We start from the raw sequence: 12,325 nt of genomic DNA, 5'->3' as shown, positions 1-12,325 counted from the left end.
GAGAGGAGCCGAACATGTTCCGCCTCCTGATAGTGGTCAGCATCCACATCCGGAACTTCCTGCGCCGCTACATGCCCACCAACATCCTCGCTGACCTCATACGGACCAGACGCGGCATGAAGTGGGGACCGGCAGTGATGATGCTGGCCATCCCGTACTTCGCCGCCGCCGTCTGGCTCGTCGGCCTCATCGATCAGGGAGCGCCAGGCTGGCTGCACCTGCTCGTCCTGCTGACGGTTTGGAGCGGCTTCAAGATGCTCTGGCTCGGACCTGCAAGCGTCGCTTGGCTCATCCGAGCCCGCCTCCGTGAGGCCGCTGTACTTCGACGACAGCAGCGAGCCGCCGCACTGAGTTCAGGCTCGACCGTCTAGACAGACGAACCCGAGGACCTTGATGCTGCGTCGCTCAGACGCCCGAGAACCGCAGTCATGTCGGGCACCTGCCATAGAATTTCACCTATGTCATCTGATCGACCGGCGCGGCAACCAGCACCGAGTTCTGCCGTGCCCGTCCTTCGGAGTCTCGGACCCGCGTACGAAGAGGACCTCCACGGACGCAACGCTGCAGTCCTCCTCGACGTCCTGACCGACAAGTCTGTGACGGCCGCGAAGAACATCGCTCTAGCGGGTCACTACGGCAGTGGCAAGAGCAGCGTCATCCTTGGTGTCCAGGGCGGTTTAGACGAACGCAAGATCAAGTGGGTCAATCTGTCGTTGTCGAGCCTGGGAATCGATGACACGAAGCGGGCACGCATCCGGCAGGACGGATCGCTTGCACCCTTGACGAACCTCATCCAGAAGGAGATCGTCAAGCAGCTCCTCTATCGGAAGCCGCCTTCGAAGATGCCGGGGTCGAGGTACTTTCGCATCGACTCGTTCAAACCTTGGCCAGCCTTGATGTGGGGCGGTGTTGTAGCAGTCGTATTCTTCGTAGTTGCCGTTCTTCTTGGCCTGGTCAATCGCATCCGGGACGTGGCACCCGCGCGCGTAGTCGACAATCATTCGTGGGTGGCTTGGGCCGCTGTCGGCGTCCTCGGCGCGTTCGTGGGCGGGGTGTGGTTCTTGGGCCTCCGTGTCCTTCAGAGCCGGATACGAGTGGAGAGCGTCTCCGCGGGCGGAGCAGCGGTCAAGCTGAGCGCGAAAGAGAACTCGTACTTCGACGAGTATCTGGACGAGATCGTCTATTTCTTTCAGCGGACGAAGACTAAGGTCGCGGTCTTTGAGGATTTAGACCGGTTCAAGGACCCGCACATCTTCGAGACCCTGCGGGAGCTAAACACCGTCTTGAACAACTCCGAGCAGATCAAGTCACGGCCGATTCAGTTCGTTTACGCAGTCCGGGACAGCATCTTCGAGGAACTTCAAGTAGACGCGGAATCCGACGGTGAGGATGCCAAGACTTCGGCCCTTCATGCGTCGGCGTTGGAGTCTGCACCTTCGGCGAACAGGACGAAGTTCTTCGACCTGGTAGTGCCGATGGTTCCGTTCATCACCCACCGTTCGGCACGGGACCTGCTCGCTGCCGAGTTCGCTAAAGCGGACCACCAGCCGTCTACCGCATTGGTCAACCTTGTCGGCGCCCATCTGACCGACATGCGCGTAATCCGCAACATCCGAAACGAGTACGAGATCTATCGCGCATCCGTGCTCGGCGAGAATGGGCTCAAAGGACTGACTGCAGACCGCCTCTTCGCGATGATGGTTTACAAGAACCTCCACCTGGAAGACTTCGAGGCCATCCGGCTCGGCACAAGCAAAATCGACGAGGCACACCGGGCGTTCCACAAGATGGTCGAGTATCAGACCCGGCATCAGGCAGTACGCAGCAAGGCGGCGCAGAACCGAGTGAGATCGAAAGCCCTCTGGGACAAGCATGCTCAGGCAGCCGGGGAGCGGCTGCAGGAGGTATTGCCGATCGTCTCCCGGGGGACGGGCCGCGGAGGTAAGCCGGTCCTTCGGCACCAGTCGGGCGACTACGAGCCGGCAGGCCTGACATCGGGTGATTTCTGGAGGTCGTTGTACGAGAACCGCGATGACGTGCAACTTCTCCGACCTGGACAGGGGACCTTGAAGCTGTCGTTCGACGAGTTAGTCGCGTTAGTGGGGAACCGAACGGATGGGCTGGACGACGCCGTGGACGTTGATGTTGCTCGCCTTCAGCGCGATTCCCGGGTGGCGCTGGAGACTAAAGACTTCGTCATGAAGGCCACAATGGCGGAACTAATGGCCAGGACGGACCTCGTCATGCCAACCGAGGATGGCGACGAACGCAATTTGGACTCCGTTATTAGCGAACTCGTGTCTCCTTTGGGTCGTGATCTGCTGGCTAAGGGTTACATCGACGAGAACTTCACTCTGTACTGCTCCGACTACCATGACATCGCGATCAGCGTGAGTGCGATGAACTTCATCCTTCACTGTGTCCAGGTGGATCGGGCAGCTCCGCACTTTCACTTCGATGAGGCAAGCTCGATCGAAGCAGTCGAGAAGGAGATGGGTTCCCGCTTCCTCGACGGCGAAAGTGTTTTCAACGTCGAAGTGTTTGACTACTACCTACCTGCGCACCCTGAGCGCCTCGATAAGGCCATCGATAAGCTCGCCGTGCGTTCGGGGGATGACTCCTCTTTTCTCGACGCCTACCTGATAGATGGCAAATCTCGCGATGTGCTCATAAGTCGATTGGCTCCGCGCTGGGACGGTGTTTTCATTCATCTGGTCGAGAAGGCACCGCTAGAACTCGAAGTAGTCGCGACCCTCGTTGATACGGCTATCACGTGCGCAGCGAAGGACACGGACTACGAAACATCTGACCAGGTCGCGGAGTTCGTATCGGAGCACTATGCCCAGATGCAGGCATTCGTTGGCGAGACGGATGCGGTGAAGGCGACCGACGTGATGGCTCTGCTGGGTCGGCTCGGCGCGCGGATAGGCGATCTCGGTGTGCTCGGAGAGACACAGTGCAAGGCGGCGGTGGCCGCAGGCCTGTACCCGGTCACGCGGATGAACCTGTCGGTCGCTCTCGACGAAAGCACCGGTCTGGCACTTGACGTGATGAACGCTGCCGATGGCTCCGTCTACGGGCATGTGCTCGCGAACCTGGACGACTACCTTGACGTCCTCCAAGACGACGAGGTGACCGTCGAGAGTCCAGACGCATTCGTTGCTGTGCTCGGCGATGTTGCAGATGCAGCCGAGTTTGCCGTGCGAACCGTCGCGGCACGTGCGGCGGACTCTTGCGAAGTTGCTGACCTGACGGACCTCGATGACGGAGCTTGGGGGCACGTGGTGTCGGCCGGTCGGTTCGCGCCGACTGTCTGGAACGTGAGCCAGTTCGTCAGCAAGTTCGGAGTCAACGAGGAACTGATAGAGAACCTCGGCACGCTCAACCTCACCAAGGCCGAGGAAGTAGAAGAAGAGCCCAGGCTGGGGCTTGCATATGCACTGGCCAACTCCGGTGCGTTGTACTCGGCAGCAACCGTCCGACTACTCGGGCAGCTCAACCTGGCCGACGGCTTGGACCCCGAACGCTTGTCCGATGTCGGCCTCGCCCTCCTTCCAACGCTGCTAGAGAAGGACCTGGTGCCTGATACCGCCGACACGTACGCCCTCGTGAGTGACCGCCCGTTCGCATTCCGCGAGGAATACTTCGCAGCGTCCAAGCAACTGGCGTCGTACGTATGCGAGTTGGAGTTGTCGAGCGACGATCTGGCTCAAGTGATGCGGAGTCGACGCCTGGCACCACTTGTGAAGCGCGCGATCGCCGACGACGTCGAGTTCGTCAGCGCCCGGCTGTCTCGGCAGAGCGTGATCGCGTTTTGCCAGTGGGCAAGCAAGGGCAACAACGTCTCTGTTGAACTACTAGTCAAGCTTGCCGAGGCTGGTGCGCCGGCCGAGCACGTTCTGGGCCTGCTAGAGCCGCATCTCCCTGACATAGAACTAGGGCTCCTAGATCAAATCCTGCTCGGATTGGGCGACGACTATGAGCCTCTGACCAGAACCGGACACCATCGTCCGCGTTTGAAGGACCGCGACGGAACTGAGGAATTGCTCAAAGCGTTGCAGAGTCGTAACAGAGTCAGTTCGTTCGGTCCAGCAAAATTGCTCGGCGGAATCCGAGTCAACATGCGGCACTGACAATGGCAGTCATCTTGACCGTAGCTGAGATAGACCCGGGTAGCTTGCTTGGCTAGAGACCTCGATGATGCCAGAGGGTCGAGAAGGATATCTGTATGCGGCTTGTTGATTTCACGGACCTGGCGCAACGATGCCGCGAGAGCGGCTACGGCTTCACAGAGTTCCAACGACAAGACATGGTCGCCGACCTGCGTTGGCCGGCCGACGTCATCGAGCAGTGGATCTACGACCACGCAGGAAATGCTTCCTTCCTCCGAGATTATGAGAACGTCGATCTCGCACAGGTCGGATGGCAGGTTGAAGCGCTGCCAATTGACACGTTCATGACGATGCAAACTGGACCATCGGACCGGAACGTTATTGAGGTTGTCGCGGCCGATCCGGATCATTGGATCTCCGTGCGTAACCAAGGCCACCACCTGGGCGTGGGACTCGCCTGGGAGGTCCACGGCACTTGGAAGCGATGGCCGATCGTCCTAGATCAGGCGCTGCTCAACCCCGCATCGAGCGGCGTTCAACTTGTTGAAGGACGCACTCGTGTCGGTATCCTGCGCGGTCGTCTGCGGCAAGGAGAACTCGTCGCCAACAGGCATCTGGCTTGGGTCGGTCGCCAACGTGGATGATACCGGCCCTCTCCGAACTCGACTAGGGAGACGGAAGACGGCCACGTGGGCGAATCATCCCGCCAAGAGCGACGACCGCAGAGCGCACCGTCTCGTCACCGACCCTCAGTTCAGCAGCGACCTCTTCGAGCGTCATGCCCTGCCTGTACAACCGCGCAGCTTCACGACGCCCAAGCTCGTCCAGGCCACGACGGCGCACCTCGACACCTGCCTGAGCGGCGAGGCGATGAACGGTGGTGCGATGTATCCCGAACCGCCGCGACAGCTCATCGACCGGCACCCCTTCGGCGTACTCCTCAGCCAGCGCAGCCCGATTCGGGACACTCAAACGGGTTTGAGGACGAGGCGAATTCTCCGCCACCGGGCCGCGCACGTCCTCGATAGGCTGGCGCTCAGGACGCGACACAGGCCGCCGTGATCCCCGCAGAACCCGGTGAATCAGCGTCATGAGGGGCTTGCGCGGGTTTGAGAACCACCCAGCGAGGTGCGCCGACGTGGCGTAGCTCAGTGGCAGAGCGCGGCCCTCATAAGGCCGGCGTCGGACGTTCGATCCGTCCCGCCACGACGAAGCCCGCTCCCCAGTCGACAGGTGCAGCCGAGCCGAGGAACCCCGCCCGCAGCTCACGAAGGGTGTGGTACTCGTCGACGAGCTGATCGTCCTGGTCGTACACCGTCCAGCCGAAACCGTGCCCGCCGTACATGAGTGTGTATGTGCTGCCCCCGTAGGTGAACCAGCGGCACGTTCCGGGTGCGTTCTTCTGGTGAATGATGATCCGTTCTGACTGTCGCTCCATGTCTATGTAAGGCCAGGTCTGGGGCCAGATTTCTCATCGCCAGCCAGTCCAGAACGAATTGCCCTCGTAGCTCAGCGGATAGAGCAGCGGCTTCCGGAGCCGAAGGTCACAGGTTCGAGTCCTGTCGAGGGCACTGCGCGGTGGAGGAGTTCGGTCGTCCTCGCAGGCCTCATAAGCCTTGAGATCGCGGGTTCAAATCCCGCCCGCGCCACTGGTGCGTCGCATAGTGGCTATTGTAGCGGACTGTAAATCCGCCACCTTCGGGTATCGCAGGTTCGAGTCCTGCCGCACCAACTCGGCCGCCTCGGAGTTCGGGCCGGCTTTCGCGGACGGAGCTCGATTGGTTGAGCATCTGCCCTCCAAGCAGAAGCGTGCGGGTTCGAGTCCCGTCGTCCGCTCCAACTTCCTCACGGGTGCTGCCGGTGGCCCGCGAAGTCGTAGCCCCTGACCCTCATGGGGCCACATCGGCACCTGCCGCTCTAGCTCATCAGGTAGAGCATCCGACTCTTAATCGGAGGGCGCGAGGTTCGAGTCCTCGGAGCGGCACGTAGAGGGCCCAGTCGGCCAGCGGGAGTCGCACGACCCGCAGCGAATGCAGGCAGGACCACCCGGTGGGCCAAGCCCGTGGCCAAGCCAAGTCCGGTAGCGCCGGCGCCGTACTGGGACTCCTCGACCTCTTGCATCAAGGCCTTCTAGCTCAGTTGGCAGAGCACGCGGTTGAAGCCCGCGGTGCCCTGGTTCGATCCCAGGGAGGGCCACCAGAAGGACACCGCGGCTGGTGGCGCCACACCCGAAAACCATGGAGGTCACGATGAACGACGAGCAGACTTCAACGCCAGCCCTGGACGGCTTCACCGACCAGCAGCTCATCAGCGAAGTGTTCCGTCGTCGAGGCGTCCGTCAAAGCGTCATCGCCCGGAGCAGGTGGCCGGGAGACACTGACGTCGATCTGTACGTCGACCCGTGGTCAGCACCCGAGAGGTCCGACCGTGGTGGCGGACAGTTCGGCGAGTTTACCTTCGATCCCAACGGCCGACTCACCCGGCTGTCGTTCTTCGAGACGGTGGCTCGATGAGCTGCACTGCCATGGCGACGTCGACGCGGAAGGCGCCAGCCTCGAGCAGTGCGCCCCTCCCCCGCTGCCTGCACGACGTGCGACGCGCCGTGCGACGGGGCCTGCTGACGCCCACGCCTTCCGTTCAGCGGCACCTCGCCCGCCTAGCTCAACTGGCAGAGCATCCGCCTTGTAAGCGGCAGGTTCCCGGTTCGACCCCGGGGGTGGGCTCGCAAGCCTCGGTGGCGGAACAGGCAGACGCCCCGGTCTCAAACACCGGTGTCCACGAGGGCGTGAGGGTTCGACTCCCTCCCGAGGCACGCATCAACCCTGGAGGGTGCCGCCGGTCGGTCGGCAAGCGGTCTTGAAAACCGTGGTGTCCATTGCGGGCAGGGGTTCAACTCCTCCACCCTCCGCTCAGCAACTAAGGTGCTGGCACCGTGCGACATCGGTGCACCAGGTCGCGTAGCTCAGATGGCAGAGCACCTCGTTCACACCGAGGGAGTCGCAGGTTCGATCCCTGCCGTGACCACTGTGGCCGTAGCTCAACTGGCAGAGCGCCTGAATGTGAGTCAGGAGGTTGCGGGTTCGATCCCCGCCGGTCACCCCGGCCCGTTGGTCTAGTTGGTCAAGACGCCACCCGCTCAAGGTGGAGATCGCGAGTTCGAACCTCACACGGGCCACCTCAGTTTCATTGCCGCACAACTCATTTCCCGTTCGTCCAATTGGTAGGACGCTGGAGTCTGGTTCCAGTAATCGAGGTTCGAATCCTTGACGGGAAGCCAAGGCCCTGTAGCTCAGTTGGTTAGAGCGCCCGGTTGTCAGCCGGGAGGTCGCCGGTTCGAGTCCGGTCAGGGTCGCCAGTCCCGGTGCCATCCGGGTCGCAGGCAAGTCCGGCCAGACCGGTACGCCTCATGTTGTCCGTCGTGACGGCTAGCGATCCGCCGGCACCAGGACGCGTGTCTCCGCGAGGGCCGGACGAACATGCGGCGACGGTCGCAGTTCGTGGGACCGGTTCGACTCCGGAGGCACGCACTCATTGCCCAGTAGCTCAGCTGGCAGAGCGTCCGACTGTTAATCGGAATGTCGCAGGTTCGAGCCCTGCCTGGGCAGCTCGCAGTACCTCGTGGACGTAGCTCAGTTGGTAGAGCGCCACCTTGCCAAGGTGGAGGTCGCTGGTTCGAGCCCGGTCGTCCGCTCCAGGGCACCCTCACAGGTCGCCCCGCAATGCCTCGGTGGCGGAACTGGCAGACGCGCTGGTCTCAGAAACCAGTGCCCGTACGGGCGTGAGGGTTCGACTCTCTCCCGGGGCACCACAACATCGCCAGCGACGAGGAGGTCGTCATGGACAGCAAGCAGGAGCTCGAGTGCGGACACCGACTGCAGGTCAGCCTTGGCAGCAGCGCCGTCTGGTGCCCGATGTGCGACGGCATGGTGATGGTCCGGGAGCCCGCGGCCTGAGCCCACGCCCCCGTAGCTCAGTTGGTAGAGCCACCGACTTTTAATCGGAGTGTCGCAGGTTCGAGCCCTGCCGGGGGCACCTCTCAGACGCGGCCGTAGCCGCTGACCCCGGAGAACACCGACCGGTAAATGACACCGGTGCCGGGGTTGCCCGCGTCGTAGACCATTCCGTTGCCGGCGTAGATGCCGACGTGGTAGGCCGGGTAGCCCCAGAAGACCAGGTCGCCGGGGGCCGGGTTGCTCACCGGGGTGGCGTAGGACTGCTGGGCGGCCGCGCTGCGGGGCAGGTTGATGCCGACCTGAGCGAAGACGTAGGAGGTGTAGCCGGAGCAGTCGAAGGCACCCGGGCCGCTCGCGCCGAGTGAGTATGGCGTGCCGACGTAGCTGGCCGCGATACCCAGGACGCCGCCACTGTTGGACGGGGGTGCCGGGGCAGGCGCAGGCTCAGGCTCTGGTGCCGGCTCGGATTGCACGGCCGGCGCCGAGGTGAGCTGGGCGGGCACCTCTGCGGGTTCGGAGACCGGCTCGTCTGCCTGGACGGGCTCGGAGACCGGCTCAGCGGCGGGCTCCGGGGCAGGCTCGGGCGCAGGGGTGATCCCGGTGAAACCCAGGGGTGGGGAGTAGACCGGCTCGATGTCGGCGGGTGCCTTCGTTGCAACGACCGGCTCAGCTACGACGGGCTGGGGCGTGACGCCCTCGGAGATGACCAGTTCACGATCCCGGCTCCGGCTGGCCGCGGGCTGGTCGCGCTGGGCGGCTGGCCCTGCGTCGGTCATCAGCATGGCGACGGGCGACTCGTTCACCTGGGCGGCGACTGTCTCGGCAGTAGGGGCAGGGGTCTGGCTGGCGCCGCCGGTCAGGCTCGCGGCCACCAGCGCAGTGACTGCCACGGTGCCGGCGAGGCTCAGGCCGAGGGCGCGGTTGGTGTTGCGCATGGGTTTCTCCAAGGTCGGGGACGCGCACGGGACGAAGGTGTCCAGTGGTGAACATGCCCACTTGGGGTGTGGCGCCACGGTGCCCCAAGGGGCCCGATCGACGGACCTGGGTGCATCTGCGCAGGTCAACGGCTGGTTGTGTCGTTCGTCAAAGCGCCCAGAGCAAGGAGGATTGGCCGAGAGGCAAGGCGCCCGCTTGCTAAGCGGTGGCCGGGGTGACACCCGCGCAGGTTCGATCCCTGCATCCTCCGCACATGGTGCTGTGCCCGAATGGCTAGGGAGCGGACTGCAACTCCGCGTACGTCGGTTCGAATCCGATCAGCATCTCCAGGTCCCCATCGTCTAGTGGCCCAGGACGCCGGCCTTTCACGCTGGTAACGCGGGTTCGAGTCCCGCTGGGGATACCAGCCCACGTTCGAGGGGCGAGGACCAGCGAACGCCACACCAGCAGGGCAGCCAGGTGGCCGAGTGCGTCCCCGATCCCCAACTCGGCCACCTGGCTCTTTGCCTTCGTAGCTCAGCGGAAGAGCACCCGTTTCCTAAACGGGGTGTCGCAGGTTCGACTCCTGCCGGGGGCACCGAGAAACGTCAAGCAATCCTGGTGCCGCACAGCGCAATCAACCCATTTTCTTGCCGGTACAACGAGGGAGGTCCCATGCTGCACGCATGGCATACCCGGACGGGACGGCGCGCCAGGTGCGTGGGCTCGGCATGAAACGGGGCGAGTTCGCGACCAACATGGACGTCGTGGACCTGGGTCGTCTGCGGTCGCCGCCGGTTAGTCGGACTGCTCGGCCAGGCGCTGGTTGACAAGCTCGTGGTAACGGGCCTCACGTTCCTTGTACATCGCCGACTCCTCCTCGCGGATCTTGGCGAGCTCCTCCGCGGATGTCTTCTGCCGTGCCAGAGCTTTCTGCCCGGCTGGCTCTGCCAGGGTCCAGTTCGCCTGGTGGCGCTCCACGTTGGCCGTCGCCAGTCCGTTCTCGGTGCGCGCCCTTGTCGCCTCCGTCGTGTGGTCGGTCAGTCCGGTCAGCGCGTCGTAGCTGGCCTTTGACACCGGGCGCACGAAGGAACCGGACAGGGTCACGTGGTGGGCGACCTTCTCGCCGTCCCAGTAGCAGGACTTCCCACGGGCACCCTCCCGAACCAGGTGCTCAGACAGGGTGTCGACGTCGCCGGCGGGGAGACGGCAGAGCTTGTTGAGCTCGGCGGTGGCCCGCTCTGCCTGGTTTGCAGTCAGGTGAGAGGTGTCGATGCCCAGTTCCTCGATGCTGGTGACCGGGGTCAGGTCATCCTCGGGGCGGCCGGTCTTCACCTCGGCGTGGAACTGCTTCTGGATGTCGGTCACGTCGACCATCGAGTCGGGGTCCAGCACGACAGGAGTGTCGGTCCGCTTGGTCCCGTTGCGCTCCCACCACCCAGAAGCCACGACAAAGGACTGCTGAGTGCCGGTGGAGCGCTGCTCGGCGGTGACTACCTGGTAGCCGGGAGGGCACCAGGCCGGGATGGAACCCTCGGTGGTCACGAAGTCGTCTGCGTGGGCCTCGCGGTACGCATCCTTATCGGCACGCTCCTTCCGCTCGCGCATGATGTAGGAGTTGGTCTCGTCAGCGGTCTCGCCGAACGCCTCGGTGAACTCGTCAGGGGACCAGTTCCGCAGCGACTCCTTCGCGTCCTCGTAGACCTCGTCGGCATCCTGGCTCCCACGGGCGAACGCCTCCGGGTGGGCCGCGGCAGCCGCCTGCCACTCACAGTCCTCCTCATACCAGCCGGACGATGAACGGAACACCGTGTGCACCTCGGCGTTGCGCTCACGCGACAGCTTCACGCCACCATGGCCCGCGCAGGACACCGACACGATCCCCGGAGCGATCTCCTGCACGTGCTGTGCCTGGCCCCAAGGGGTCCGGCTGCCCTCACGGACGTCAGGGGTCTGCCCCCATTCCTGGTTCTGGCCGGCGTCGAGGGACAGGTCGGACTCGGTGGCCGGCTGGGTGCCGAACTTGCCTGAGGGGTCACGGTGTGCTTCCCGGGCGGCCTCGGACTGTGCGGTCATCTGCTGGGTGCTCATGTCCTGCTCACTGTGCGGGGCCGATCAGGGGCGGTCGTCAGCCCACTCCCCGGTGCACGCCAGGCAGCAGCCCTTGACGTTCGGGCTACCCATGTCGTCCAGTGGTTGACCGCAGTCCCGGCACAGCGCGTCGTTCCCGGTGAGCAGGCTGACGTGACCATCCATGTCGACCCTGGCCACCGGGATGGCGTCCGGCGCCGACCAGGCGAGCATCGGGGTCGAGCTTGGCGGGGTCCAGGCGTTCGCGTCGTACACAGCCAGACGGCCCTTGTCGCCGCTGGCGCTGTACGTCTGGGCGATGATGCTGCCGTTGCGTGCCCCGACCCGCCGGACCCGGTGGGAGATCTCGATGTGGTCGCGGGCCGTCTTCACCGCGTAGTCCAGTGACTTCTGGTCGAGGTCGACGGTGCGGTGCGGCCAGAAGTCCTCATCGCCGGTCAGGGTGACGTCAGTCGGTGTCTTCGCGGCCTCGTCGGACTCTGCCAGGTAGTCGGCCAGGTCCTGCGACATCACAGTGCGCCCGTCCTCGCCCTCGCGCAGGTGGGCGGCCAGCTCGGTGGCAGACCCATCGGGACCGGACAGTTGCTCAACCGTCCTGGTCTGCAGGTCGGCGTGCTGACCGGGGGTCGCGTCCTCGTGCTCGATCTCCCAGGAGACTCGGGCCGACTCGACGTGCCGGTCCTCGCCGGGAGTCAGCTTCGCCCCGTAGTTGTCCTCAAAGTAGGCCTGGAGCCGGTGGAAGCGCTTGTCCAGGTAGGCCGGGTCGTCGGCGTGCTCGGCCGGGACCGCGGCGCCCAGGTACAGGCTGGGTCCCTGGACGGTCACCGTCTCGCCGAAGCGGCTCGGTTCCCAGGACATCTCACCGAGCATCTCGACGACTTCGGTATTGGTGGCCTCGACCGTGGCTGACGACTCTGCTGCCGGCTGACTGCCGAACTTTCCTGAAGGGTCGCGGTGCTGCTCGCGGATGGCCTCGGCCTGGCTGCTGATGGGGGTGCTCATGTCCTGCTCACTGTGCGGGGCCGCCACACCAACAGGCCATGAAGATCACCTGCACGTACTGCGGCTCGGAGGTTTCTGCCTTCTGGGACGACTCCGGCCTGGCGTGGGACGCGAAGGTCACCATCGAGTGTGAGAGCACGTCGTGCGGCGCCATCTGGGACGCCAGCGGCGACGTCACCCGGACCCCGCAGGAGTACCAGGACGAGGTCGACAAGCTGGCTGAGTCCTACCGAGCGAGGCACTAAAAGGGAG

8 protein-coding genes and 23 tRNA genes are annotated in these 12,325 nt (G+C 64.1%); 28 read left to right on the top strand and 3 right to left on the bottom strand.

All coding sequences use genetic code 11. From position 1 onward, the window contains the following. Positions 1-14: 14 nt before the first annotated feature. The 23 genes from DPQ65_RS07130 (at position 15) to DPQ65_RS07020 (ending at position 8,144) form a co-directional block, all read left to right on the top strand. Positions 15-371: a sulfate permease gene (locus DPQ65_RS07130; RefSeq protein WP_114906660.1), complete on the top strand. Its 357-nt coding sequence runs from the start codon at positions 15-17 to the stop codon at positions 369-371. Between the two features lie 132 nt (positions 372-503). Next, entirely contained in the window at positions 504-4,133 is a 3,630-nt protein-coding gene (locus DPQ65_RS07125) for a YobI family P-loop NTPase (RefSeq protein ID WP_114906659.1), read from the top strand. A 95-nt stretch (positions 4,134-4,228) separates the two neighbouring features. Then, entirely contained in the window at positions 4,229-4,756 is a 528-nt protein-coding gene (locus tag DPQ65_RS07120) for a hypothetical protein (protein WP_114906658.1), read from the top strand. A gap of 493 nt (positions 4,757-5,249) precedes the next feature. Beyond that, positions 5,250-5,321, top strand: a tRNA-Met gene (locus DPQ65_RS07110). Between the two features lie 289 nt (positions 5,322-5,610). After that, positions 5,611-5,683 (top strand) — tRNA-Arg (locus DPQ65_RS07105). Position 5,684: 1 nt separating this feature from the next. Next, positions 5,685-5,761 (top strand) — tRNA-Met (locus tag DPQ65_RS07100). Between the two features lies 1 nt (position 5,762). Then, positions 5,763-5,844: transfer RNA gene (locus DPQ65_RS07095), tRNA-Tyr, on the top strand. Between the two features lie 31 nt (positions 5,845-5,875). After that, a tRNA-Gly gene (locus DPQ65_RS07090) sits at positions 5,876-5,951 on the top strand. A 72-nt stretch (positions 5,952-6,023) separates the two neighbouring features. Beyond that, positions 6,024-6,096 (top strand) — tRNA-Lys (locus DPQ65_RS07085). A 140-nt stretch (positions 6,097-6,236) separates the two neighbouring features. Then, positions 6,237-6,311, top strand: a tRNA-Phe gene (locus DPQ65_RS07080). Positions 6,312-6,361: 50 nt separating this feature from the next. After that, positions 6,362-6,625 (top strand): hypothetical protein, encoded by a 264-nt coding sequence (locus DPQ65_RS07075; RefSeq protein WP_162802077.1) that lies wholly within the window; start codon positions 6,362-6,364, stop codon positions 6,623-6,625. 137 nt (positions 6,626-6,762) lie between these two features. Beyond that, a tRNA-Thr gene (locus DPQ65_RS07070) sits at positions 6,763-6,835 on the top strand. Between the two features lie 5 nt (positions 6,836-6,840). Continuing rightward, positions 6,841-6,924 (top strand) — tRNA-Leu (locus DPQ65_RS07065). A gap of 12 nt (positions 6,925-6,936) precedes the next feature. Then, positions 6,937-7,020 (top strand) — tRNA-Ser (locus tag DPQ65_RS15600). A gap of 43 nt (positions 7,021-7,063) precedes the next feature. After that, a tRNA-Val gene (locus DPQ65_RS07060) sits at positions 7,064-7,136 on the top strand. Positions 7,137-7,138: 2 nt separating this feature from the next. After that, positions 7,139-7,211, top strand: a tRNA-His gene (locus DPQ65_RS07055). Positions 7,212-7,213: 2 nt separating this feature from the next. Next, a tRNA-Glu gene (locus tag DPQ65_RS07050) sits at positions 7,214-7,287 on the top strand. Between the two features lie 27 nt (positions 7,288-7,314). After that, positions 7,315-7,389, top strand: a tRNA-Gln gene (locus DPQ65_RS07045). A gap of 1 nt (position 7,390) precedes the next feature. Further along, positions 7,391-7,467: transfer RNA gene (locus tag DPQ65_RS07040), tRNA-Asp, on the top strand. Positions 7,468-7,644: 177 nt separating this feature from the next. Next, positions 7,645-7,717: transfer RNA gene (locus DPQ65_RS07035), tRNA-Asn, on the top strand. A 13-nt stretch (positions 7,718-7,730) separates the two neighbouring features. Then, positions 7,731-7,806, top strand: a tRNA-Gly gene (locus DPQ65_RS07030). Between the two features lie 27 nt (positions 7,807-7,833). Then, positions 7,834-7,920: transfer RNA gene (locus DPQ65_RS07025), tRNA-Leu, on the top strand. 151 nt (positions 7,921-8,071) lie between these two features. Then, positions 8,072-8,144: transfer RNA gene (locus DPQ65_RS07020), tRNA-Lys, on the top strand. Positions 8,145-8,148: 4 nt separating this feature from the next. On the opposite strand, the gene DPQ65_RS07015 is transcribed toward DPQ65_RS07020, so the two are convergent. After that, positions 8,149-9,000, bottom strand: coding sequence for a C40 family peptidase (locus DPQ65_RS07015; protein WP_114906655.1), 852 nt, complete (start codon positions 8,998-9,000; stop codon positions 8,149-8,151). 166 nt (positions 9,001-9,166) lie between these two features. On the opposite strand from DPQ65_RS07015, the gene DPQ65_RS07010 reads away from it, so the two are divergent. The 4 genes from DPQ65_RS07010 to DPQ65_RS06995 all read left to right on the top strand — a co-directional run bounded on the left by DPQ65_RS07010 (position 9,167) and on the right by DPQ65_RS06995 (position 9,578). Beyond that, a tRNA-Ser gene (locus tag DPQ65_RS07010) sits at positions 9,167-9,251 on the top strand. A 5-nt stretch (positions 9,252-9,256) separates the two neighbouring features. Next, positions 9,257-9,330, top strand: a tRNA-Cys gene (locus tag DPQ65_RS07005). A 1-nt stretch (position 9,331) separates the two neighbouring features. Further along, a tRNA-Glu gene (locus DPQ65_RS07000) sits at positions 9,332-9,407 on the top strand. A gap of 99 nt (positions 9,408-9,506) precedes the next feature. Continuing rightward, a tRNA-Arg gene (locus tag DPQ65_RS06995) sits at positions 9,507-9,578 on the top strand. 200 nt (positions 9,579-9,778) lie between these two features. Here DPQ65_RS06995 and DPQ65_RS06990 read toward each other — a convergent pair. Together DPQ65_RS06990 and DPQ65_RS06985 are read right to left on the bottom strand one after the other, a co-directional pair. Further along, a complete protein-coding gene (locus DPQ65_RS06990) occupies positions 9,779-11,071 on the bottom strand; it encodes a DUF7007 domain-containing protein (RefSeq protein WP_114906654.1) in 1,293 nt (430 codons plus the stop codon). Positions 11,072-11,095: 24 nt separating this feature from the next. Beyond that, complete coding sequence (locus DPQ65_RS06985) at positions 11,096-12,073, bottom strand: hypothetical protein (RefSeq protein WP_162802076.1); 978 nt, start codon at positions 12,071-12,073, stop codon at positions 11,096-11,098. A 38-nt stretch (positions 12,074-12,111) separates the two neighbouring features. Here DPQ65_RS06985 and DPQ65_RS06980 point away from each other — a divergent pair, with 38 nt between their 5' ends. Further along, positions 12,112-12,318 (top strand): hypothetical protein, encoded by a 207-nt coding sequence (locus tag DPQ65_RS06980; RefSeq protein ID WP_114906652.1) that lies wholly within the window; start codon positions 12,112-12,114, stop codon positions 12,316-12,318. Positions 12,319-12,325: the final 7 nt, after the last annotated feature.

Source organism: Ornithinimicrobium murale (genome assembly GCF_003352835.1).
GTDB classification, from domain to species: domain Bacteria; phylum Actinomycetota; class Actinomycetes; order Actinomycetales; family Dermatophilaceae; genus Ornithinicoccus; species Ornithinicoccus muralis.
Note: the sequence above shows the minus strand (reverse complement) of the source record. Positions and strands in the feature narration are given on the sequence as shown.